We start from the raw sequence: 22,741 nt of genomic DNA on the forward strand, positions 1-22,741 counted from the left end.
ACTTCCCCGTGCGGCGGTCAGCCGGCGAGGGCGGCGCGGGCCGCGGCGACCGCCTGGTCCCCGTAGCCGCCGCCGAAGATCACCGTGTGCACCAGCAGCGGGAAGAGCTGGTGCAGCGGGACGCGGGCGGCGAAGCCGTCGGCCAGCGGCGCCGCCTCCGCGTAGGCGCCGATGATCCGGTCCAGGTGCCGGCAGCCGAACAGTTGGAGCATGGCCAGGTCTGTCTCCCGGTGTCCGCCGTGCGCGGCCGGGTCGATCAGCCAGGCGTGCCCGTCGGCGCCCCACAGCACGTTCCCGTTCCACAGGTCGCCGTGCAGCCGGGCGGGCGGCTCGGCGGGTCCTGCCAGTTCCGGCAGCCGTTCGCAGACCTCTTCGACGGCGGACGCCCCGGCGCGGGACAGGTCGCCGCCGTCCACCGCCCGCCGCAGATAGGGCAGTACGCGGTGCTCGGCGTACCAGCGCGGCCAGTCGGCGCCCGGCACGTTGCGCATCGGCGCCGTCCCGATGTACGCGTCCTCGGGGCCGCCGGGCGGCGGGGCGCCGAAGGCCGGTGCTCCCGTGGCGTGCAGCGCGGCCAGGTCCCGGCCGAAGCGGGCCGCCGTCTCCGGGTCCGGGCGGCCGGTCGCGATCAGGCCGGTCACCAGCCACCGCTCGTCGTGGCCGTGGACCGCGGGGACGCGGACCGTACCGGCGTCGGCCAGCCAGCGCAGCCCCGCCGCCTCGGCCCGCGCCGCGCCCGGGCCGTCGGCGCGCTTGGCCATCACCTGCGTGACGCCGTCGAGCACGACCTCGGCGAGCGCGCCGGACAGCGGGCGTTCGCCGGTCACCCGGCGCCCGGTCAGCCGGGCCGCCGCGGCGCCCGCGCCGAGGCCGCCGGTCACGCGTCGAGGTGCTCGCGCACCTGGTCCAGGAGACCGGGCATCGCGGCCTCGATCATGGCGAGCACCTCCTCGAAGCCCTCCTCGCCGCCGTAGTACGGGTCGGGCACGTCCTGGTCGCCCGCCGCGTCCGGGTCGAAGGACCGCAGCAGGCGGACCCGCGAGGGGTCGTCGGCCAGCCTGAGCAGCGCCTTCTCGTGGCCCCTGTCCATCGCCACCAGCAGGTCGGCGTCCAGATGGCCGGGGCCGACCTGGGCCGCGACATGTGCGACCGGATAGCCGTGCCGGGTCAGCGCCTCGGCGGCCCGCGGGTCGATGTCGTCGCCCGCGTGCCAGCCGCCGAGGCCCGCGCTGGTGACCCGCACCCGGTCGTCGAGGCCCGCCTCGCGCAACCGCTCGGCAAGGACGAGCGCGGCGGACGGCGACCGGCAGATGTTGCCCGTACAGACGAAGCAGATGTGCACGGCACCAGCCTATGTCCGTGTCCCGCGCGGCGGCCCGGTGCGGGCGCCGCCGGCGGGTTCGCGCCACGGCCCCGGCCGCCGCTCCCGGCGCGCCGCCGCGCGGCCGTCCCGTACGGTGTGCCGTGCCGGGCAGCGGGTCCGCCGTGACGGCCCGGCAGGGAGGCACATCCCCGTACAGCCCGCTGGCCCGCGGCCTGCCGGCCGGCAACCGGACCCGCGGCGGCGAACGGCGGACGGCGCGGGCCACATCCGACCCGCTCGCCGACGCCCCGCTTCGCCGCCCGCGCCGACGCCGACCTCGACATGGTGGACGTCCTGCGGGCGGTCGCCGCCGGACAGGGCGTGCCGCCCGCCTCGGTCGCCCTGGGCCGGGAGCAGGCCGGCCGGGCGTGGCGGCCCCGGTCGCCGGGGCCGCCACGCCGCACCATGTGGACGACACGGCGGCGGCCGTCGGCCTGCGCCTGGAACCCGGCGACGCCGAGCGGCTGGCGGCCCCGTAGCGTCCGCACCCGGTCGTCGGGCACTCCTGACGCGGCACTTCCGCGCCGCGGGAATGTCCCGCGGACCTGCGGGGTTGTCGCCGCCGTGACTGTGACTTCCGGGACCGAGATCCTGCGCTACACCGCCTTTTCCACCGACCCGGCGGGCGGCAACCCCGCAGGCGTCGTCCTCGACGCGTCCGCGCTCGACGAGCGGCGCATGCTCGCCGTCGCGGCGGAGCTCGGGTACAGCGAGACGGCCTTCCTGACCGGGCGGACCGGCGAAGGCGCGTACACGATCCGCTACTTCAGCCCGAAGGCCGAGGTGCCCTTCTGCGGTCACGCCACCGTGGCCACCGCCGTGGCGCTGGCCGAGCGGGACGGCCCGGGCGAGCTGGAGTTCGCCACCTCGGCGGGCGCCGTGCCGGTCAGCGTCGTCCGCGAGGGCGGCGAACTGCGCGCCACCTTGACGAGTGTCGAGCCGTACGTCGCGGACGCGGACCCGGCCGATGTGGCCGAAGCGCTGGCGGCGCTGGGCTGGACCGCCGCGGAGCTGGACTCCGCGCTGCCGCCCAGGATCGCCTACGCCGGGGCCCGCCACCTGGTGCTGGCCGCCGCGACCCGCGCACGGCTGGCCGACCTCGACTACGACTTCGCGCGGCTCGAAGCGCTGATGCAGCGGACCGACCTGACGACCGTCCAGCTCGTCTGGCGCGAGGCCGGGCGCACCTTCCACGTGCGCGACCCCTTCCCGGTCGGCGGGGTGGTCGAGGACCCGGCGACCGGCGCGGCGGCTGCCGCCTTCGGCGCGTACGCCCGGGACCTCGGTCTGGTCCCCCCGGCCGCCGTCCTGACCCTCCACCAGGGCGCGGACATGGGCCGGCCCGGCACCCTCACCGTGGAGCTGCGCCCCGGCGACACCAGGGTCAGGGTGAGCGGCACGGGCGCCAGGATCGGCTGACGCCCGCCGCCAAGGGGCCTGGCCGGCGGGCGCCGGGCGCGCTGCCGCGCGCCGCGAACCGGTGAGGGCGCCGGGCGCGGCGCTAGCTCGTCCCGAAGGTCACCCGGTAGTAGCAGGCGCCCTTGCAGGCCATGGTGGCCGAGTCGTCGAAGGCGTAGGAGTAGGCAAACGGCTCGGCCTTCTTGAAGACCTGCGTGTAGTCCACCGGCCACGTCGCCGGGACGCAGTGCTCGCGGCCGGCCCAGGCGCCGCGGCAGCAATAGGTGTCGCCGCCGAAGGCCGCGCAGGGCGGCTTGCACCCGATCACCTGGCCGTCCGCGGTCGCCCGCATGGCGGCGGGGCAGTCGACCGCACGGGTGCAGGCGCCGCGGTGGCAGCCGGCGGCGGTGAGCGGGTCGGTGCTGGTGGTGTGCGAGATGTTGATGTACATCGGCAGGTTGGACCCGTCCACCATGCTGACGTCGTAGAAGTCCATGCCGTCGAAGGCGTCGAAGGTGAACTCGCCCAGCGTGGTGGGGGTCACCGGGCCGCCGCAGGTGGTGGTGCAGTCGCCGGTCAGGCAGTGGCCCGAGGCGTCGCCGGTGCAGCCGGTGCGGCCCCAGACCCGCCCGCCCCAGGAGTTGCCGACCAGCAGCGATGTGCTCGCGCCCGGTGCGAGCCTGCGGCCCTTGGGGTAGGCGGCGGTACCGGTCGCCACCGCCCAGACGGTCTGCTGGGTGCGGTTGACGATGACGATGCTGCGCTGCCCGCCGGGTGCCGACTGCTTGGGCGGTGCTGCCCGGCGTTTGCCAGGGGTGGCCGAGGGGGTCGCCCGGCGGGCTGTCGGCGTCACCGAGGGCGTGGGCGTGGCCGGCACGGCGGTGGTGGGGCTCGCCGTGGTCGTGATCGTGGCCGTGGTCGGCGCCGGGGCGGCGGGCGCACCGCTCGCGGCGGCCCTGCCCGCGTCGGGGCCGCCGGACCCGAGGTCCAGCGGGGACGCCAGCCAGGAGACCACCGCGACGGCGGCCACCGCCGCGAGCACCGCCGCCGTCCGCGTCCGGACCGGCCGGGACCGGTGCCGCCTGTGTGTCGTTGCGTGCCTCATGCCCAGGAGACCGGACCGGGGTCCCGCGGATAACAGGAACCCCGGCCGGGACCCGGCTCACCTCACCGTGACGGCCGGGCTGTTGCAGCCCTCCACCCGCAGTTCCGGCCGGCCCAGGGGCAGCGCGTGCGCGGGCCAGGACAGCGCCACGGTACGGGACTCGCCGGGCAGCAGCCACAGGTAGTTGTCGCCGTACAGCGTCGGCAGCACCCGCTCGACCGTGCGCTGGTCGAGCAGCGACAGCCGCACCATCGCGGCGACGGCGGAACCCCGGTTGCGTACGGTCGCGGTCAGGGCGCGGCGCGAACCGTCGGCGGTGACCCGCCCGATCGTGGCCGAGGTGCGGACCCGGGGCGCGGCGCTGAGCGCGGTCATGGCGGCGGGGGTGCGGTAGCGCCAGTAGGTGTTGCGGGACAGCTCCCGGCCCTCGGCGTCGGCCAGTACGAGCCGCAGCAGGTGCAGATCGGGCAGGCTGTCGGTCCACCCGGCGGTGAAGGCCGCGGTGACGGCGGCGGAGCCGGCCGGCAGGTGGACCGGGCCGTAGGAGGGTCCCACGGCGGTCAGTACCGCCTCGCCGGGGCGGCGCAGGGCGGACGCGCGGTCGCCGCCGATGCGCCGGACGGCCCACTCCACCCTGGCGTGGCGGTTCGGGTGGTCGGGTACGGCGCGGTCGCGCAGCGCGCCTCGGGCGGACCCGGCGCCGGGTCCCGTCGCCACCAGCACATCGGCGGCGGTCAGCGAACACCGCGTGGCGTGCAGCAGCGGCACGACCTCGGGCGGTGCGGGCAGCTCAGGCGGTGACGATGTCGGGTTTCAGCGGCAGCAGGGTCTCCGCGATGGTGCCGATGGTCGGCCCGTCCACGCCCGCCTCGGCCAGCGCCGCCGCCAGGTGCCCGACGACCAGGTCGAACGCCTCGCCGGTGATGGCCAGGCCGCTGTGCGCGCGCTCCATCGTCCGTCCCGGGTAGGGCTCCCTCGACCCGAGCGCCTGGCCCACGAAGAGCCGCTGGTGGCGCTTGAGGCGCGCCATGTCGCGGCCCTCGAAGTAGCCGGCCAGCGCCGGATCGGCGAGCACGCGGTCGTAGAAGAGGTCGACCACGGCCTCGACGGCGGGGGCGCCGCCGACTGCCTCGAAGATCGTCTGCGGCGGCGCGGGCTCCGCGGGGGTGATGTCCGGCATACGACTACCGTCCGTCCTTCTCCTTGCGCCGCCGTGAGCGCGGCGTTGCCCACTGGTCACGTCATGCTGTCACGGTGTCGGCGCACGCGGTGAGCCTTCGGAGACATCCGCGTCGCCCGCCTCTCCCGGCCCGCACGCCACATGCCCCCGGCCCGGGGGGAGTTCAGCGGGTGGGCAGGCCCGCGGCGGCGGCGCCCACGCGCAGGACGTCGCGGAGCATCGCGGGGGTCAGTGTGCGGGTCGAGACATTGCGCCGGCTCGGGTGGTAACTGCCGATCAGCTCCAACTCCCCCTCCCCCGCCGCCTTGTGGAGCACCACCCGGGCGGCGTGCCCGAAGGCGGGCCGCGGGCGGGGCAGTTGCCATCCGGCGTCCCGCAGGACCGGCAGCAGCGCCTGCCAGCCGAATCCGCCGAGCACGACGACCGCCCGCAGCGTCGGGCGCAGCAGCTGCACCTCACGGGCGAGCCAGGGGCGGCAGGTGTCCCGCTCCGCCGTGGTGGGCCGGTTGTCGGGCGGCGCGCAGTGCACCGGGGAGGTGATCCGTACGCCGTGCAGCTCCAGGCCGTCGGCGCGGTCCACGGCGGTCGGCCCGGAGGCCAGGCCCACCGCGTGCAGGGCCGCGTAGAGCACGTCGCCCGACGGGTCGCCGGTGAACATCCGCCCGGTCCTGTTGCCGCCGTGGGCGGCGGGGGCGAGGCCGACGATCGCCAGGGCGGCGTCCTGCGGGCCGAAGCCGGGCACCGGCCTGGCCCAGTACGTCCGGTCGAGGTACGCGCGCCGCTTGACCCGGCCGACCTCCTCGCGCCAGGCGACCAGCCGCGGGCAGGCGCGGCAGCCGCTCACCGCACCGTCCAGCGCGGGCACCGAGTCCGCGCGGGCGGCGGCCACCGCGGGAAAGCCGGGCGCGTCCGCGGCGCCGCCCGATGCACTGCCGTCCATGCCCCGTCCGCCTCTCCCCCACCGCCCGCACGACCGGCCGAAAATGGCCGCCTCCGGTAAAATGGACCCGCTGCCGGAGCGCGGCGGCCGTCACCCGCGCGGGAGCGTTGCCGCCCCGCGCACCCGCCGCGCGGCCCCAGGGAAAGGCACCGCCATGGCCGAGCCGATCACCTACCGCCGAGTCTACGAGGAGGCCGCGCCCGAGGACGGCGCACGCGTGCTCGTCGACCGGGTCTGGCCGCGGGGCATGCGCAAGGACGACGCGCACCTCGACACATGGCTGCGGGACGTCGCCCCCTCGACCGAGTTGCGCCGCTGGTACGGCCACGAGCCCGCCCGCTTCACCGAATTCCGCCGCCGCTACCGCGCCGAGCTGCGCGACCCGGCCCACGAGTCGGCGCTGCGGCAGCTGCGCGACCTCGCGGGCCGCGGCCGGCTGACGCTGCTGACCGCCACGAAGGACGTGGACCGCAGCCAGGCCGCGGTGCTCGCCGAATGGCTGTGCGGCGCGGAACGAAGCGGCTCGGGCTGAGCGGCGTGGGCCGACCGGCGCGCTGAGCCCGCTGCCGGTGTCAGCCGCCAGGACGTGCGCGGGGCGCCGTCGTCGCCCGGGCTCCGGCCGAGCGCCTGCCGACGTCAGCCGCCGGGTCGCGGCGGCAGGCGTACGACGAGGACCGCCACGTCGTCGTCGAAGACCTGGCCGTGGTTGGCGATGACCTCGTCGCACAGCACGTCGAGCGGTGCCGTGGCCAGCGCCGAGGCCTGCTCGGCCAGCGCGCGCAGGCCCTCGTCGATGTCCTGGCCGCGGCGCTCGATCAGGCCGTCGGTGAACAGCAGCAGGGTGCTCCCCGGCGGCAGCGGGTGCTGGTGGTCGGGCCGCGGCAGCCGGGTGTCGACGCCGATCGGGATCCCGTGCCGGGGCGGGGCGAGGTAGCGGACGGTGCCGTCCTCGGCGATCAGCAGCGGCGGCGGGTGCCCGGCGTTGGTCCAGTGGAAGGTGTACTCCCCCTGGCGCCACTGCTCCAGTCGGCCCAGGACCAGGGTGGCCGCGGGCGGGTCGCCGAGGGTGGCCACGACGTCGTCCAGTTTCGCCACGATCACACCGGGCGGCCCGACCCGGTCGTGGGCCAGGGCGCGCAGCATGTTGCGGAACTGCCCCATCACGGGGGCCACCCCGGGGTCGTGCCCGGTGACGTCGCCCACGACCAGGCACGGGACGCCGTCGGGCAGCACCAGGACGTCGTACCAGTCGCCGCCGAGCTTGGGCAGCTCGGAGGCCGGCTGGTAGCGCGCCCGCACCTCGATCGGTCCCAGGTCGGGCAGCTCGGGCAGCATGCGGCGCTGGAACTGCTCGGTGGTGTACTTCAGGCGCTCGTAGAGCCGGGCGTTCTCGATGCTGACGCTCGCGGCGCTGGCCAGCGCGGTCAGCAGGGCCTGGTCGTCGTCGGTGAAGGGCGTCCCGTCGTTCTTTCCCGACAGGCAGAGATTGCCGTAGACGGTGCCGCGCACGGTGAGGGGGACGCCCAGCACGGTCCGCACGGCCGGGTGCCCCGGCGGGCAGAGCGCCGGGGCCTCGTCCGCCCCCACCGAGATGAGGTCGACGACGTCGCCGTTCTCGCCGAGCACCCCGAGCGCACCGTAGCGGGTGTCGATCAGTTCGGTGCCGGCCCGCACGATGTGGCCCAGCACGGCACGCGAGTCCATGTCGGCGCTGATGGTCACGACCGCGTCCAGCAGCCGGCGCTGTTTGCGCTGCCCCGCGGTGAGCCTGCGCAGCTGCTCCTCCAGGGACAGGGCGGCCGGGCCGCTCCTGGGCGGGCCGCCGTGTCCGGTGTGCTCGGTCATGCCCGCACCTCCTCGCCGCGGCCTGTCCGCGGACGGCCCGGCCGCCCGTCACCAGGCGTAGATCCGCGCCATGATCTCCTGGCCGGCCGCGCCCCGCGGCCCGGGGTGGGCGATGACCAGCGGCAGGCCGTCGGGGTCGCGCCCCTCGACCACCGTGACGCCGTCCGCCGTGTCCTTGGACGAGATGTGGGCGGAGCGCTCCTTGAGCATCCGCTCGCACCGTTCGAGGTCGTCGCGGCTGTTCGCGGTCCAGATCACGTACTGCACACCGATGGCGCCCAGCGGGTGCTCGCCGCCCGAGCCCATGACGCGCAGGTACAGCTGCGTGTCGTCCGCGCCGACGAGCAGCACGGCCGTGGTCGTACGGACCGCGACCCGCATCAGCAGCAGCTCCTGGTAGAAGTCCACCGCCCGGTCGAGGTCGCGGACGAAAACCACCACGGAGGCCAGCTGAGGCCCGCGACCGGTCGTATCCGCACCCATCCAGACCCCTTGTCCGCCGGCCTTCGATCCCGGCGTCCCACCGGGAATCCCTGTCTTCACGCTACAGGCCCGCAGAAGAGGGCGCTCGGCACGGCATTACGGCGTGTTTACGAAATCAGCGCGCCTCCGGGCGGTCGCGGCCGGGCGCCCGGCCGCGCGGGCCGCGGACGCCGCCCGGGTGAACTCCCGTGGACCGCGGATGTTTTCCCCCCGCGTCCAAACGCCAGTGATCCACCATCGTCAGGCAGAATACTGTGCCGGCATCCGGAATATCCGGCGGCCAGAAGTGCAGGTGGGGGCATCACATGGCACAAACACGACAGGTACCAATGGCGGGGGCCGGCGGAACAGCCGGGCTGGTCTCATCTTTACGGAAGGAGATCCTGGCGGCGTATCGGGAAAGGATCCGGCTCTCGGGGGTAATTGCGCCGGACAGTTCCGGCGCCGTCGATCTGGCGCTCGCCGACGCCCGCGACATGCTCGCGGAGCTGGTCCGCGCCCTCGGCGCCGACCACGCGCAGCCGGACCGGCCGGACGACGCGGCGGGCGGGGAGTTCGCGCCGCCGGCGGCGCCGCGCGCGCATCCGTACGAGGTCACCGAGTCCACATCGGTGCTCTTCGACACGGTCCTGTCGGTGGTCACCCCGCACTTACCGGCGGACCCGACGGCTTCCGCGGCATGCCACCGGCTCGCGACCGCCCTCCAGCGGACCATCGCGACCCGGGTGCGCGCGTCGCTCGCGCAGCACACGGGGCTGCTGCTGAACAGCGTGCCGCGGGCCCAGGTCGAGGAGCGCCGGCAGATCGCCAAGGACCTGCACGACCGGATGGGCCACTGCCTGAGCACGGTCCAGAAGCAACTGGAGCTGTACGACCTGCACCAGGTCGGCGATCCCCCGGTCGCGGAGGGCCACTGGCAGGGGGCGTGGGAGTCGCTCCAGGAGTCGATGCGGTATCTGCGCGCGGTGACGTCCCGGCTGCACATGCAGCAGCCGCCACGCAGCCTGGAGGCGGCGCTGCGGGCGTATCTGGAGGTCGCCGAGACCGGCGGGGCCCAGGTGACGGTCCAGGTCAACGGCGACGAGACCTGGGCGTCGCCCAAGGTGCTCGACGAATGCTTCCTGGTGCTGCGCGAGGCGGCCCGCAACGCGCTGTCGCACGCGCGGCCCCGCCTGCTGCGCATCGACGTCGACATCACCCCCTACGAGCTGCGCGGCACGGTGGTGGACAACGGCTGCGGCTTCGACCCGAGCACGCCGGTCGGCGGGGGGCTCGGCCTGATCTCGATGGTGACGCGGGCCGAACTGCTCGGCGGGCGGCTGACCTTCACGAGCCTGGTCGGCGAGGGCACCCGGATCGGCTTCAGCGTGCCGCTGAGTGGGCGTCCCGTTGAGCACATCGCCTGACGCCCGGATCCGCGAGGCCGCCTCCCGCGGGGACCGCGGCCCTCGGCACGCGCGGGCACCGGCGGGTCGTACGACGCCGCGCCGCGGCCGGTCGGGTAGCGTCGGCGCGGTGGCCCGGCCGCGCGTACCGCCACCGCCGGCCGACGCCCCCGACGTGGAGCCGCTGATGACCACACCGCAGGATCTGCTGATCGTCGCCATGGACGTCGAGTCCAGCCGTCCCGTCGAGTCGGGCGACCTCTCGCTCGCGCTCGCCGCCGCCGAGCTGCTCGATCTGCTCGACGGCCGGCTCGCGTCGCTGGACGGCGACCGCGTCGTGCCGGGCGTCGGGTCGGCGCCGCGCGACCCGCTGCTGGCCGAGGCCGCGTCGGCGCTGGTGCGGCAGCCGCCGTACGAGTCGGTCGAGGACTGGCTGTGGCGCAGGGGCCGCGCGCTGTCCACGGCCTATCTGGCCGCCATGGAGTCGGCGGGGCACGTCACGCGCAAGCACCGGCGGCTGCTGCCCGGCCGGCCCGGGCCCGCGACGCTGGTCGACTCGCCGCTCCGGCGCCGTGCGACCGAGCGCTGGACCTCGGGCGAGCCGGTCCTCACGGCCCTCGCGGCCGTCCTCGGGATCCACGCCGGGACGCACGGGGCACCCGACGCGCCCCCGGGGGTCGCCGACGAGGCGGTGGTGACCGTCCTGGCGACGGCCGGCGACGCCGTGGTGGAGCTGGAGGCCGCACGGCAGCGGCGGGACATCGAGCAGGCGGCCTTCGACAACATCTGGCGCGGCGAGTAGGGCGCGCCGGACCCCGCCGCCCGGGTCGGGCGGCGGGGTCCGGCGGTGTCAGGGCGTCAGCGGTGGGCCAGCAGCTCCACCTCCGCCAGCGATGTGGTGTCCTGGCTGCCGTTGTTGGCGGTCACCACCAGCCGGTAGGAGGTGTACGCGCCGGGGTGCGCGATCTCGAACGGCCGGGTCTGGAGCCGGTCGGTGAAGGCCTGGCCCGTCCTGGTGTCCAGCGTCTTCCAGTGCCCGCCGCCGGTGGAGCCCTGGAGCTGCCAGCTCTTCGGGTCCTGGGCGGCTGCGGTGCTGCCCGAGGTCAGCGTGTAGAAGGCGGCCCGCTGCTTGGCGCCGTCGTCGTAGGCGTACGTGACGGCCGCCGTCGTGCCGGGCAGATTCGCCTGGGTGGCCGAGGTGTTGTCGAACAGGCCGGAGACGTCCGTCCCGCCGGCGGCGGACGCGGCGCCGAGGCCGGGTGCCGTGGTGTCGGTGAGCGGGTCGGGGGTGCCGCCCGCCGGGGTGAGCGAGGCCGGCACCGCGTTCTTGCCGGTGCCCCAGGTGGACGGCTTGGCGCCCATGGTGAAGTCCAGGGTGGCGCCGGCCGACAGCTGGGCCTGCGTCAGATAGACCTTGTCCCAGCTCTTCCCGTTGACCTTGAGCGACTGGACGTAGACGTTGTCGCGGCTGTTGTTCGGCGCCTTGACGGTGATGTCCTTGCCGTTGTCCAGGTGGACGGTGGCCTTGGTGAACAGCGGGGAGCCGATGACGTAGTTGCCGCTGCCGGTCTGGAGCGGGTAGAAGCCGAGGGCGCTGAAGATCTGCCAGGTGGAGGTGGCGCCGTTGTCCTCGTCGCCGGGGTAGCCCTGGCCGATCGAGCTGCCGGTGAAGAGGCGCTGCTGGATCTCCCGTACGGCTGCCTGCGCCTTGGCGGGCGCGCCGGCGTAGTCGTACATGTACGGGATGCCGAAGGAGGGCTGGTTGCTCATGCCCAGCTCGCCCATCCGGACGTCGCGGGCCTCCAGCATCTCGTGGATGGTGCCGCCGTAGCCGCCGGCGTCACCGGACGCGGTCTCCTGGGTGGCGAAGAAAGTGTCGAGCTGCTTCTCCAGGCCCTGCTTGCCGCCGTAGAGCGAGGCCAGGCCCGCCGGGTCCTGCGGCACGGTGAAGCCGTAGTTGAAGGCGTTGGTCTCGGTGTACTCGTTGCCCCACTGCTGCGGGTCGAAGGCGCTGTCGGCGACCCGCCAGGTGCCGTCGGGCTTGCGGCCCTCGAAGAAGCCGACGCCCTTGTTGAACAGGTTGGTGTAGTTCTGGGCGCGGGCCAGGAAGTAGGCCGACTCCTCCTTGTAGCGGGCGCGCTCGGCGGCCGGGGTCTTCGGGTCCGTGGCGAGCCGGGCCGCCATGGTGCCGATGCCGTAGTCGTTGATGTAGCCGTCCAGCGACCAGGAGACGCTGCCGTCGGTGGCGGTGTTGGTGTAGCCGGTGAAGATCGAGGTGCTCAGGCCCTTGCGGCCCACCCCCGAACTGGTCGGAACGACGGTGGCGTTCTTGACCGCCGCGTCGTAGGCGGCCTTGGCGTCGAAGCCGGTGACGCCCTTGGCATAGGCGTCGGCGAAGGACACGTCCGCGCTGGTGCCGGTCATCGAGTCGGAGTAGCCGGGCGAGGACCAGCGGGCGGTCCAGCCGCCGTCCTTGTACTGCTGGACGAAGCCGTTCGCCAGCTCGCCCGCGGTCTTCGACTCCAGCAGGGAATAGGCGGGCCACTCGCTGCGGTAGGTGTCCCAGAAGCCGTTGTTCACGTAAACCTTGCCGTCCACGACCTTCGCGCCGGTCTGCGTCGGGGTGCTCGCGGCGCCCGGCGAGAAGGCGCTGGCGTACCGGTAGACGGGACGGGCGGCGGTACCGGTGTTCTCGTAGCCGGAGTTCGGATACAGGTTCATCCGGTAGAGGTTCGAGTAGAGCGTGGTCAGCTGGTCGTCGGTGGCGCCCTGCACCTCGACCTTGCCGAGCTTGGCGTTCCACTGGCGCTCCGCGGAGCGCTTGACGGTGTCGAAGGAGGTGCCGGCCGGGATCTCCAGGGCCAGGTTCTTCTTGGCCTGGTCGGCGCTGATGAAGGACGTGGCGACGCGCATCGTCACCGTCTTGTGGGCCGAGGTGTCGAAGCCCGCGTAGCCGGTGACATTGTCGCGGCCCTGCCCGGTGACCTTGGCTGCCGCGGTCGGCGCCTGGTCGAACTCGGCGTGGACATACATCCGGGTGGCGCCGGCGGAGGAGCCGCTGCGGTGCTCCGACCAGCCGTCCAGGGTGCCCTCGGCCGGGTCGAGGGTGAGGCCGCCGTTGTTGTCGACGTTGTCGAAGAGCAGGTCGCCGGTGTCACCGGTGAAGGTGAAGCGGAAGACCGCGGAGTGGTCGGCGGGGGCGATCTCGGCCTTCATCCCGTTGGTGAAGGTCACGCCGTAGTAGTGCGGCTGGGCCACCTCGTCGGAGTGCTCGAAGGTCAGCGCCCGCTTGGTCCTGTCCAGGTCGGGTGTGCCGCTCGCGGCGGACGGCATGACCTGGAACATGTCGCGGTCGCCCATCCACGGGCTCGGCTCGTGGCTGATCCCGAGCGCCTGGAGGGCGGGCAGGTTGTCGGCGTTGTTCTGGCCGGCGTAGCTGTACTCCCAGCTGTCGGAGCCCGCGTCGGTGACCGGCGTGTAGAAGTTGAAGCCGTTCGGGACGGCTGCCAGGGGCAGGTTGTTGCCGCGCGAGAAGGACCCGGAGGAATTGGTGCCGCGCCGGGTGTCGACGTGCTGGGCGAAGCTCGCGGACCGGTTGCGCTGCGGTGCCGCACCGATCGTGAGGTCGTCGATCCAGCCCTTGAACTGCGTGGTCGCGCCCGGCTGTGTGCTGCCGGCCGGGTCGTCGTAGCCGAGCAGGATGCGGTCGGCGGTCTTGCCCGCGGCGACCTCGCCGATGGTCGAGGCGACGGAGTTCCACTGCGAGGCGTAGAGGATCTTCGAGGCGCCCTGCGCCTTCGGGGCGAGCACGACACCGTTGCCGTCCTGCGCCGGGCGGCGCAGTCGGCTGAGGTAGGTCCCGTCGGTGAAGTGCAGGTCGACCGAGACGAAGGTGCTGGGGTACTTCAGGTCGCCGCCGGTCAGCTCGGGGAAGATGTCGTACGACAGCTGCGTGTCGCGGGCGACCGGGATGTGCACGTCGTAGAGCTTGTTCCAGGCGTGCACCGCGCCCGCCGCGGTGTGGGTGCCGGCGTACTCCAGCGCCCTGACGCCGGTGAAGCCGGTGTTCGCGCGAACATTGGGACCGGAGGACGGGCCGCTGCCGACCTCGGTGGTCATACCGGGCACCGGGGTGGGCGCGGGCGAGCCGTCCGAGAGGACCAGGTCGGCGAGCTGGGTGCCGTCGCTGCCGTTGTTGCCGGTGACGTTCAGCCGGTAGTAGCGGTACGCGCCGGGGGTGGCGACCTCGTAGACCTTGGACGCGAAGCGGCCGGCGAAGGTCTGGCCGGTCCTGCTGTCCACGGTGGTCCAGGTGCTGCCGTCGGCCGAGCCCTGGAGCGCGAAGTCCTTCGGGTCGCGGTCGGGGAAGTCGTTGGCGGAGGTGAGGGCGTACTTCCTGACGGTGACGTCCTCGGACAGCTGGTAGCGCAACCACCCGGTGGCCGCGAAGGTGAGCCACTTGGTGCTCGGGTCCTCGTCGGCGGCCTTGGCGGCGGACTCGTTGGGGGCGTTCTCCGCGCTGGCGGTGACCGCGGTGATCCTGTCCTTGACGCTGCCGGGCAGCAGCGGGAGGGTGCCCGCGGTCACCCCGGCGACCATCGGCCTGCCGTGGGCGTCGTTCTCCGCGGTGCTGGTCCATCCCGGCTGCGGCTGGCCCGCCTCGAAGGACGTGGTGAAGGCGGGCCCGTGCCCGGAACCGCCTGTCTCGGCGTGCGCGAACGCGGACGCCGGCACGGTCAGGCCCAGGGCGACGAGCGCGGCCAGCAGTGGTCGGGTGAGAGTGCGGCGGGATCGGCCACTTCTCATGCGGTGCTGCCTTTCTTCTCCGATGGCGGTCCGGTACGGCGACCGCTCGCGTGCGGTGACCCGGGTCATGCGTTGCGCCCGCTGAGCGCGTACAGCGCAAGGCGCGGGTCGTCGGGCAGCGTGAGCGAGACCGCGGTCCGCGCGCTGTCCAGGGGGAGGGCCAGGTGCCAGATGTCGACGGCGACGCCGTCCGGCGCGCCCTTCGCGTCGTAGCGGCTGCCGGCGTGGATCGCCGGGTCCTCGCCGAGCCGCGGGGCGCCGGCCGCCCAGTCGGTCGCGGTCAGCGGGATCTCGGCGGTGGTGCCGTCGGCGTAGTGGACGGTGGCGGTGGTGTTCACGTCACCGTGGTGGGCGGTGAGCAGCACATCGAGCGCCGAATAGCCGCGGGCCGCCAGCGGCACGGTCTGGCCGTGGGCGGTCGCGAAGTTCGGCGCGCTGCCGGTGGTGTCGGGGAAGCGGTAGGCGTGCCCGCCGAGCACGCCGGTGCCCGGCGCCGGCAGATCCTCGGCCGGGAAGGCGGCGCCCGTGCCGTCGAAGTCGGCGCCGGTGGCGCCCGCCGCGCTGACGCCGTCCACGGTGTACTGCGCCGAGAGGTCCTGCACGCAGGATCCGGACCGTCCCTCGCAGGTCGCCGTCGTCACCGAGACCGGCACGGTCCTGGTGACGGCCGGGCCGCCGGACTGCGCCACCGTGACGGTGACCGGATACGTCCCGTCGGGGGTGCCCGCGGGCGCGGTGATGTGCACCGGCACCTCGTGGGTGGCGGGCAGCGTGTCCGAGGTGACCTGGAAGGAGGCCCGCACCGGGTCCGCGGTCAGCGGGGCGGGCGCCGAGACCCGCACGGTGCCGGCCGCCCTGCCGGGCGCGGTGAGGACCGCGGAGACCGTCACATCGGCCGAGGTGCCGCCGCCGAGCACGCCCACCGTGGAGGGCGACACGGAGGCGGCGGTACGGATCTGGGTGCCGGCGGCGGTGTCGAGCGCGGGAGGGGCGTCGGAGCGTGCGGTGCCCCATGCCGAGGGCGAGGCGCCGACGGTGAGCGCGATGTCCTTGCCCGCCCTGATGTCGCCGGTGGTGATGTACGTGTGGCTGAGCTTCCTGCCGCCGAGCCGCGCGGACTGGATGTAGCGGTCGGTGTCCGAGCTGCCGGGCGCGCTGACGGTCAGCCGGCCGTGCGGGTAGTACCGCTTGTCGAGGGTGACGTCGACCCGGCTGAACAGCGGGGTCGACAGCCCCCACAGGTCGGTGCCCGGCGTCATCGGGTAGACGCCGATCGCCGAGAGCACCTGCCACGCCGACATGGTGCCGAGGTCGTCGTTGCCGGTGACGCCGTTGGGCGCGTCGGTGAACAGCGTGAGCGCGGCATGCACCACGTCGGTGGTCTTCCACGGCTGACCGGTCGACAGATAGGTGTAGGGGGCGCTGAGGTCGGGCTCGTTCTGCGGGTTGTACTTGTCCTGGTTGTAGTACGAGTACGGGCCGTTGACCCAGACGTCGCGGGCGGTGCCTGCCGGGTCCTCGACCAACTGGTCGTACGCGAAGAAGGAGTCGAGCCGGGCGTTGGCCTGGTCGGTGCTGCCGATCAGGCCGACCAGGCCCGGCACGTCCTGCGGGACCAGCCACATGTACTGCCAGGAGGTGCCCTCGTGGAAGCCGACGCTCGCGGCCGGGTCGGCGGGGCCGACGAAGCCGCCGTCGGTGTCGCGGGCCCGGAAGAAGCCGGTGCGCGGGTCGAAGATGCTGCGGTAGTTCTGGCCCCTGGCCAGATAGCGCCGCGCGTCGGCGGTGTGGCCGAGGTCGCGGGCCATCCCGCCCAGGGCGGCGTCGGCGAGCGCGTACTCCAGCGTCGCGGACGGCCCGTGCTGGAAGTCGTTGTCACCGGGCTTGCCCGGGTGCGCCGGGTCGTAGGGGACGTAGCCGCCGGCCAGGTATTCGGCGTCGGCCTGCCGCCCCGCCGCGGGCGAGGACGCGGGCGGGACGGTGTCCACGTGCTTCTTCAGCGCCCGGTACGCCTCCTCCTTGTGGCCCTTGAGCAGGCCCTGCCGGTAGGCGTCGACCAGGAACGGGGTGACCGGGTCGCCGGTCATGATGTTCGTCTCGACGGTGGCGTAGCCCCAGCGCGGCAGGCTGCCGCTCTGCTGGGCGACCCGCAGCAGCGACAGCGCCATGTCGCGGGACTCGCGCGGCGCCAGCAGCGAGAGCAGCTGCTGCTGGGTGCGGTAGGTGTCCCACAGCGACCAGTTCTGGTAGTACGTCGAGCCGTCGCCGGCGTGCGGCTCGGCGTCCCAGCCGGTGTAGCGGCCGTCGACGTCGCTGCCGATGTTGGGCGCGAGGAAGGAGCGGTAGAGCGAGGAGTAGAAGGTGCGCTGCTGCTCGTCGGTGCCGCCCTGCACCCTGACCGCGCCGAGGCGGTCCTGCCAGGCGCGCTTGGCGGCGGCAGCGGTGGCGTCGAAGCTGCCGCGCCCCTCGGCCGCGAGGTTCTTCGCGGCGCCCCTGGCGTCCACCCACGACAGCGAGGTGACCGCGGTGACGCTGCGGTCCTTCGTGGTGTCGAAGCGGGCGTACGCGCCGCCGAGGCCGGTGGAGGTGGAGGTGCGGGAGCCCGCGGCCACATCGGCGCCGTTCCAGGTGCCGTAGGAGGTGAACGGCCGGTCGAAGCGCGTCTCGGTGTACAGCGTGTACGGCCGGGTGTCCTGGCAGAAGCCGCTGCCGGTGATCGCGGTGACCACGGTGCGGTCGTCGAGCACCGTCACGGTGCTGCTGGTGACCTTGTGCAGGGCCTGCCCCGAGTTGAGCAGCACATTGGCCTGGCCGGTGGCGGGGAAGGTGTAGCGCTGCCAGCCGGTGCGGTCGGTGGCGCTCAGCTCGGCGGTGATGCCGGTCCCGAGCGTCACCTTGTAGTAGCCCGGCGACGCGCTCTCGTCCGCGTGCCGGAAGGGCGCCGCGTACTGGGCGTCGTCGGTGGCGGTGACCGGGCCGGTCGTCGGCAGGACGGGCAGGTCGCCGCCGAGGCCGCAGCCCACGCCCGACAGGTGCACGGCGCTGAAGCCGCGGATGTGGTCCTGGTTGTAGTCGTACCCCGTGTTGTGCCCGGTGTCGGGCGACAGCTGCACCATGCCGAAGGGCACCGCGGCACCGGGGTAGGTGTTGCCGTCGTTCTGGGTGCCGATGAAGGAGTCGACCAGGTGGGTGAGGTCGCCGCCGCCACCGGCACCGGTGGCCTGGGCGCCCTGGGCGGGCAGCATCGCCGCCCCCGCGGCGAGCAGCACGGTGGCCGCGGCTGCGGCGGCGGTGCGCAGGCGCTGCGTTCTTGGAGCCATACCTTCCTCTCTCCGCCTCCTGACAACGTTGTCAGAAGGTCAAGTACACCTGTCACGCGAGTTTCCCGAGGTGCGGGACATGCGAGTGGGCCGTGAGGAATCCTGTACTCCGCGCCCGGCATCGTCAATGACGCAGAACGAATTGATCTCGGCGGGTCAGCCGTGCGGCTCGCGGCGGGAGGTGGCGGTACGTCAATCGACGCAGGTCAGGGCGGTGTTGCGAGGCGCGAGCGGGCGTCATCCGCCGACCCCGGCGGTTACGGGTGGGGGTGAACCGTTTCAGACGGGTACGCGTCAGTGGGGCCCGGCAGCGGCCCTTGCGCCGGCCGCTCGGCGCCGTATGCTCGACCGGTGGACTCCGAGCAGCCGCGGGCCGTACCCGGCGACGCCGACGCGGACCGGTCCGCGTCCGCCGCCCCGGCGCTGCGGGCGTCCGACGCCGACCGGGAGCGGGCCGCGTCCGTCCTGCGGGCCGCCACCGCGGACGGCCGGATCTCCGCCGCCGAATTCGACGAGCGGCTCGACCTGGCCTACCGGGCCGCGTCCGTGGCCGAACTGGACTCCGTCCTGCGGGATCTGCGCCCGGCCGCCCCGTGGGTGCAGGGAACGCCGACCGCGGCCAAAGACGTCGGCGTCCTGAGCGGTTTCGTCCGCGGGGGCCGCTGGCTGGTGGGCGACACCTACCGCGGCACCGCGGTCGTCAGCGGCGGGGTGATCGACCTGCGCGAGGCGCGGTTCACCGGGCCCGAGACGACGATCCACGTCGGTTCGTGGATCAGCACGGTCTACGTCGTGGTGCCGGAGGACGCCGAGGTGGCCGTCACGGGCACCGGGATCATCGGCGCTTTCACCCAGGACCGCGAGAGTCCGGCCGCTCCGGCGCGGCAGCGGATCAACATCACCGGCGTCGCCGTCTGCGGCAATGTCCGTGTCGTGCGCCGTCTGCCCCCGGCGGCGGAACGGCGGCTCGGGCGCGGACGCTGACGTCCGCGGCAATGGCCCGCGTCGTGCGCCGGCCGCCCCCGGCGCGGGGACGGTGGATCGCGCGCGGGCGCTGGGCCTGACCCTGTCGGGGATCGTGGTGTCTCCCGGTGCGGAAGTCTGAACAACGGGCAGGCCCGGGGCTGTTTCGAAGACCGGTGCGATCGTCGAGGTGTCCGTCGCCGCTCCGTCTCCGTTCCGGTGAGCAGGTCCCGTCTCCGCCGTGTCGGTGGGAGGGCAGGTCGGTGGTGCCTTCGGTGCGCCGCCGGCGCACCCGGCCGCCTGTCGCCCTGGCGGGGCGCCGTCCCGGTGCTCAGCCCGTGGCGGCAGCGGCGTATCCGGCGGCGGTGATCACGTGGACCCTGCTGCACGCGCACGCCTATCTCGTCGGCGTGCGCGACGGCGCCGGGGCGCTGCACGGCCCGCAGCACGGCGAAGTGTACGAGGAGACCTTCACCCGCGAAGGCGGCGCCGTGGGCCGGGCGGCGCTCGCTGAAGACCTGCGCGAGCTCGGGTACGCCATCACGCCCGGCACCGGCCGCGGCGCTCGCGGCTTCGAGATCACGGGAGTGCCCGAGGGCCTGCTGCGGGTGGGGCAGTCGGCCGACAAGGGCTGCGCGGGCCTGGGTGAGGAGACCGACCGCGACCCGTGGGACGAGGCCTCCCGGTGGTGAAGCGAGACGGAAGAGACCCGCCGCACCGCGGCACCGGCTCCGCACCGCCGCCCCTGCGAGCCCGGAGCGGCCGGTGCCCGGCTCAGCCTCCGGACCACGGCGTCGGCGCTCGGGAAGACCTGCGGGTCAGGGCCGGCGTCAGCCGGGCTCGGCGGGGCTGACGGCGGCGGTCAGCAGGTCGTACGACTCCTCGCCGAAGGCGACCAGGGTGATCCGTTCGACGCGGGTCGACGCGGATCCGAGGGTCGCCGCCGCGATACGCGCAGCCCGCGCGGCCGGGAAACCGTAGACGCCGGTGGAGATCGCCGGGAAGGCGACGCTTTTGACGCCGAGTTCGTCCGCGACCTCCAGGCAGCGCCGGTAGCAGGAGGCCAGGACGTCGGGCTCGGAGTGGCCGCCGCCGTTCCAGACCGGGCCGACGGTGTGGATCACATGCCCGATCCGCGGCTGGAGGTCGAAGGCGGGCGTGGCCTTGGCGTCGCCCGGCGCGCACGGGGCGACGGCGGCCCCCGCCTCCGCGAGGCGCGGGCCCGCCGCCCGGTGGATGGCGCCGTCCACCCCGCCACCGCCCATCAGCGACCCGTTCGCCGCGTTCACGATGGCGTCCACCCGCAGCCGGGTGATGTCGCCCTGTACGACCTCGATCATGACCATGCTCCGATGATTCCACCGGAGCACGGTCAGAAACGGGCGGTCGCACGGATCCTCGGTCCGACAGCCGGTCCTCAGCCCGCCCGGAGGGTGTCAGGCCTCGCCGCGGACGAGCAGCACCGAGACGGACGCGGCCTTCGCCACACCGCGGCTGACGCTGGCGTGCAGCAGGGCGGAGATGCCGCTGTGGTGGCCGGGGCCGACCACGATGAGGTCGCTGCCGAGGGCCTCGGCACGCTCGACCAGGATGGCGGCCAGGTCCTCCCGCAGGCCCTCGTCCACCTCGCCCTCCGCGGTGATCCCGGCCGCCCGCAGCCGCGCGAGCGCCTCGTCCAGGACCTGGCGGCCCTCCGCGGGGTCCTCCGCGGTGTAGACGCCGCCGGAGATGCCGTCGGTGATGACCCGGGAGGCCCGGATGTGTATGACGTGGACCTGTCCCCCGGTCAGTGCCGCGAGGGACGCGACGGTGTCCAGCACCCCTGCGCCGTGCGTGGTGCCGTCGACGGCGGCCAGGATGTTCTTGTACATGCGATCAACTTCCTTGTCCGAAGGGGCCTCAGGGGTCCAGGGCCCGCGGCAGTGATCAGCGGGCCGGCGTCCGGATCAATTCCCCGATCCGGGGTGACAACGGCCACGCCCGGCGGGTACGGCCGCGGCGGGCTCGCGCGGAGTGCGGACTTCGGGACAGGGAGTCACCGCGGGTCACAGCATGAGTTCGATCGCCATTCCGAGGGCTCCGGCGGCGAAGACGCCGACGACGAGCATGATCCCGATGATCGGTGCGGCGCCCCAGCCCTGGCTGAGGGGGCCGCGTTCGGGACCGTCGAGGGAGGAGATCCCCGACTCGGCCGGCGAGGTGTGCCCGGCCGCCTGTACGTCCTCGGGTACGCCCAGCCCTTCGTCGGGCAGGTGCGGGTTCACTGAGTGTGCGGGGTGGGTGACCGCCATGGCGGGCCTCCGATGCTTGCCCGGGAATGTCCGTGCCCACCTCGGGTACCCATTCCTCCCGCGCCGATGCGCGGGAGGAAGGAGCGGCGCCGAGCGGCCGGGGTCCGTGCGGGCCGGGCCGCCCGGGCGGGTACCGCGCAGGTCGGCGGGACCGGGCCGCAAAGGGGATCTTCCCCGCAAGCCCGCCCCAATCTTGAGAAGTTTCTGGCTGGGCGTCAGCGGGCTTCATATTCTCCTGTGGTCATCGGCGGCCGGAAGGCCGCCGCCCACTCCCCGATGCGGAGTCTGCATGGCCTTGCACGAGCACGAGGTGGACCGCCGAACGCTGTTCAGGGTCGGCCTGGGAACCGCGGTCGCCGCGGTTGTCGGCACCGAACTCGCTTTCCCGGGGGTTGCCCAGGCGGCCCCTTCGCCCGAGTTCCCCTGGATCATCGACTGCGACAGCTGGGGCGCCCGGCCGCCGTCCAGCGCGATTCAGATCACCGGCAACACGACGAACAAGATCATCCTGCATCACATGGCGTTCCCCAACGTCACCGACTACTCCCGCGAGCACGCCGTCCAGCTGGCCAAGGACTGCCAGAACCTGCACATGGACACCAACGGCTGGGCGGACACCGGGCAGCACTTCACCGTCAGCCGGGGCGGCTACGTCATGGAGGGCAGGCACCGGAGCCTGGAGACCCTGGTGGCCGGCGAGCACCAGGTCGTGTCGGCCCACTGTCCCGGTGAGAACGGCAACGCGATCGGCATCGAGAACGAGGGCACGTACATCACCGAGACGCCGCCCGAAGCGCTGCTCGACTCGCTGGTGGAGCTGTGTGTCGCGGTGTGCCGCCAGTTCGGCCTGAAGGCCTGGGACATCTTCGGCCACTGGGACTTCCGGCTCACCGACTGTCCCGGCATCGCCTTCTACGCCCAGTTCCCGATGATCCGCAGGCGGGTGCTGCGCGCGATGGGCACCCACCCGTCGGCGGCGCCGGCGCGCCGGTGGCCGGACATCTGGCGCTTCGTCGACAGCCCGGTCGTCCAGGTGGGGCAGTACCTGCTCGACAACGCCGGCTACGCGCTCACGCCGGACGGCGTCTTCGGCTACGACATGAATGACGCGCTCGCCGATTTCCAGACCAGGAGCGGCATCCCGGTGACCCCGGACGCCACCTTCGACACCGCCACGTGGGAGGCGCTCGCGCCGCGTCTCGACAAGCACGCCACCGGCCTGCCGGTCACCGCGATCCAGTTCATGCTCGCCCGCAAGGGGTATCCCGAGGTGATTGCGAGCGGCGAGTTCGACCACGCGACAATGAAGGCCGTCCAGTCCATGCAGCGCCTGCACGGCCTGCACCCCGACGGCAAGGTCGATCTCAGCACCTGGTGCGCCGTTGTCGGCGGCTCGGTGCGGGAGGCCTTCCGCCGCTGAGCCGGCGGCCGTGGGGTCTCCCCGTCCGGCGCGGGACGGTCGACGGATCACCGACGATCATCCGGGCGGACGGGGAGACCCGCGGGACCTCAGTGCCCCGAGCGGCTGCCGGCCGTGGTGCGGGTACGGCCGCCGACGGCGGACACGCCGACCGCATTGTGCCGGCGGCCCGTTGTACGAGGGCCCGCGCCCGCCGCGAGGTCTCGATCCGGTTGAGTAGCGCCGACAACGCGCGGGCCATG

Annotated in this window: 19 protein-coding genes and 1 pseudogene; 7 read left to right on the top strand and 13 right to left on the bottom strand. The window is 73.8% G+C overall.

Annotation, left to right across the window (positions count from 1 at the left end; all coding sequences use genetic code 11):
- Window positions 1–17 precede the first annotated feature (17 nt).
- Window positions 18–881 carry a fructosamine kinase family protein gene (locus tag OHA86_RS02560; protein ID WP_329172072.1) on the bottom strand — a complete coding sequence of 288 codons (864 nt, stop codon included), beginning with the start codon at window positions 879–881 and terminating at the stop codon, window positions 18–20.
- Window positions 878–1,342: a low molecular weight protein-tyrosine-phosphatase gene (locus OHA86_RS02565; protein WP_329172074.1), complete on the bottom strand. Its 465-nt coding sequence runs from the start codon at window positions 1,340–1,342 to the stop codon at window positions 878–880. The genes OHA86_RS02560 and OHA86_RS02565 overlap by 4 nt, the downstream gene beginning before the upstream one ends.
- A 585-nt stretch (window positions 1,343–1,927) precedes the next feature.
- On the opposite strand from OHA86_RS02565, the gene OHA86_RS02570 reads away from it, so the two are divergent.
- Window positions 1,928–2,782: a PhzF family phenazine biosynthesis protein gene (locus tag OHA86_RS02570; RefSeq protein WP_329172077.1), complete on the top strand. Its 855-nt coding sequence runs from the start codon at window positions 1,928–1,930 to the stop codon at window positions 2,780–2,782.
- Between the two features lie 82 nt (window positions 2,783–2,864).
- Here OHA86_RS02570 and OHA86_RS02575 read toward each other — a convergent pair whose 3' ends face one another.
- From OHA86_RS02575 to OHA86_RS02590, 4 genes are all read right to left on the bottom strand, one after another.
- Window positions 2,865–3,803 (bottom strand): thaumatin family protein, encoded by a 939-nt coding sequence (locus tag OHA86_RS02575; protein WP_329172079.1) that lies wholly within the window; start codon window positions 3,801–3,803, stop codon window positions 2,865–2,867.
- Between the two features lie 120 nt (window positions 3,804–3,923).
- Window positions 3,924–4,634, bottom strand: coding sequence for a hypothetical protein (locus tag OHA86_RS35990; RefSeq protein ID WP_443071615.1), 711 nt, complete (start codon window positions 4,632–4,634; stop codon window positions 3,924–3,926).
- Window positions 4,635–4,656: 22 nt separating this feature from the next.
- Window positions 4,657–5,046 carry a group I truncated hemoglobin gene (locus OHA86_RS02585; protein ID WP_329172080.1) on the bottom strand — a complete coding sequence of 130 codons (390 nt, stop codon included), beginning with the start codon at window positions 5,044–5,046 and terminating at the stop codon, window positions 4,657–4,659.
- Window positions 5,047–5,209: 163 nt separating this feature from the next.
- On the bottom strand, window positions 5,210–5,986 hold the full coding sequence (locus OHA86_RS02590; protein ID WP_329172082.1) for a uracil-DNA glycosylase: 777 nt from the start codon (window positions 5,984–5,986) through the stop codon (window positions 5,210–5,212).
- A 154-nt stretch (window positions 5,987–6,140) separates the two neighbouring features.
- Here OHA86_RS02590 and OHA86_RS02595 point away from each other — a divergent pair, with 154 nt between their 5' ends.
- Complete coding sequence (locus OHA86_RS02595) at window positions 6,141–6,518, top strand: DUF488 domain-containing protein (protein WP_329172085.1); 378 nt, start codon at window positions 6,141–6,143, stop codon at window positions 6,516–6,518.
- Window positions 6,519–6,622: 104 nt separating this feature from the next.
- Here the strand turns inward: OHA86_RS02595 and OHA86_RS02600 are convergent, their stop codons facing one another.
- Window positions 6,623–7,831 carry a PP2C family protein-serine/threonine phosphatase gene (locus OHA86_RS02600; RefSeq protein WP_329172087.1) on the bottom strand — a complete coding sequence of 403 codons (1,209 nt, stop codon included), beginning with the start codon at window positions 7,829–7,831 and terminating at the stop codon, window positions 6,623–6,625.
- Window positions 7,832–7,879: 48 nt separating this feature from the next.
- Window positions 7,880–8,272, bottom strand: coding sequence for a VOC family protein (locus OHA86_RS02605; RefSeq protein ID WP_329172089.1), 393 nt, complete (start codon window positions 8,270–8,272; stop codon window positions 7,880–7,882).
- A gap of 347 nt (window positions 8,273–8,619) precedes the next feature.
- On the opposite strand from OHA86_RS02605, the gene OHA86_RS02610 reads away from it, so the two are divergent.
- Together OHA86_RS02610 and OHA86_RS02615 are read left to right on the top strand one after the other, a co-directional pair.
- The gene (locus OHA86_RS02610) at window positions 8,620–9,720 is read left to right on the top strand and encodes a sensor histidine kinase (protein ID WP_329172091.1); all 1,101 of its coding nucleotides are present in this window, start codon (window positions 8,620–8,622) and stop codon (window positions 9,718–9,720) included.
- A gap of 166 nt (window positions 9,721–9,886) precedes the next feature.
- Window positions 9,887–10,501: a GPP34 family phosphoprotein gene (locus tag OHA86_RS02615; protein WP_329172093.1), complete on the top strand. Its 615-nt coding sequence runs from the start codon at window positions 9,887–9,889 to the stop codon at window positions 10,499–10,501.
- A gap of 56 nt (window positions 10,502–10,557) precedes the next feature.
- On the opposite strand, the gene OHA86_RS02620 is transcribed toward OHA86_RS02615, so the two are convergent.
- Both OHA86_RS02620 and OHA86_RS02625 read right to left on the bottom strand, forming a co-directional pair.
- Window positions 10,558–14,505 carry a GH92 family glycosyl hydrolase gene (locus OHA86_RS02620; protein WP_329172095.1) on the bottom strand — a complete coding sequence of 1,316 codons (3,948 nt, stop codon included), beginning with the start codon at window positions 14,503–14,505 and terminating at the stop codon, window positions 10,558–10,560.
- A 977-nt stretch (window positions 14,506–15,482) separates the two neighbouring features.
- A pseudogene (locus tag OHA86_RS02625) lies at window positions 15,483–17,825 on the bottom strand (GH92 family glycosyl hydrolase); the annotation flags it as partial.
- Window positions 17,826–18,176: 351 nt separating this feature from the next.
- Here OHA86_RS02625 and OHA86_RS02630 point away from each other — a divergent pair.
- Both OHA86_RS02630 and OHA86_RS02635 read left to right on the top strand, forming a co-directional pair.
- Complete coding sequence (locus OHA86_RS02630) at window positions 18,177–18,809, top strand: DUF1707 domain-containing protein (RefSeq protein ID WP_329172097.1); 633 nt, start codon at window positions 18,177–18,179, stop codon at window positions 18,807–18,809.
- Between the two features lie 344 nt (window positions 18,810–19,153).
- Entirely contained in the window at window positions 19,154–19,480 is a 327-nt protein-coding gene (locus tag OHA86_RS02635; protein ID WP_329172099.1) for a relaxase domain-containing protein, read from the top strand.
- Window positions 19,481–19,618: 138 nt separating this feature from the next.
- Here OHA86_RS02635 and OHA86_RS02640 read toward each other — a convergent pair whose 3' ends face one another.
- From OHA86_RS02640 to OHA86_RS02650, 3 genes are all read right to left on the bottom strand, one after another.
- Window positions 19,619–20,134, bottom strand: a complete 516-nt coding sequence (locus tag OHA86_RS02640; RefSeq protein ID WP_329172100.1) for an O-acetyl-ADP-ribose deacetylase — start codon at window positions 20,132–20,134, stop codon at window positions 19,619–19,621.
- 90 nt (window positions 20,135–20,224) lie between these two features.
- Complete coding sequence (locus OHA86_RS02645; RefSeq protein ID WP_329172101.1) at window positions 20,225–20,659, bottom strand: universal stress protein; 435 nt, start codon at window positions 20,657–20,659, stop codon at window positions 20,225–20,227.
- A gap of 174 nt (window positions 20,660–20,833) precedes the next feature.
- Window positions 20,834–21,079, bottom strand: coding sequence for a DUF6480 family protein (locus OHA86_RS02650; RefSeq protein ID WP_329172102.1), 246 nt, complete (start codon window positions 21,077–21,079; stop codon window positions 20,834–20,836).
- Between the two features lie 289 nt (window positions 21,080–21,368).
- Here OHA86_RS02650 and OHA86_RS02655 point away from each other — a divergent pair, with 289 nt between their 5' ends.
- Window positions 21,369–22,499 carry a peptidoglycan recognition protein family protein gene (locus OHA86_RS02655; RefSeq protein ID WP_329172103.1) on the top strand — a complete coding sequence of 377 codons (1,131 nt, stop codon included), beginning with the start codon at window positions 21,369–21,371 and terminating at the stop codon, window positions 22,497–22,499.
- Window positions 22,500–22,741 lie beyond the last annotated feature (242 nt).

This window comes from Streptomyces sp. NBC_01477 (assembly GCF_036227245.1).
Taxonomy (GTDB): domain Bacteria; phylum Actinomycetota; class Actinomycetes; order Streptomycetales; family Streptomycetaceae; genus Actinacidiphila.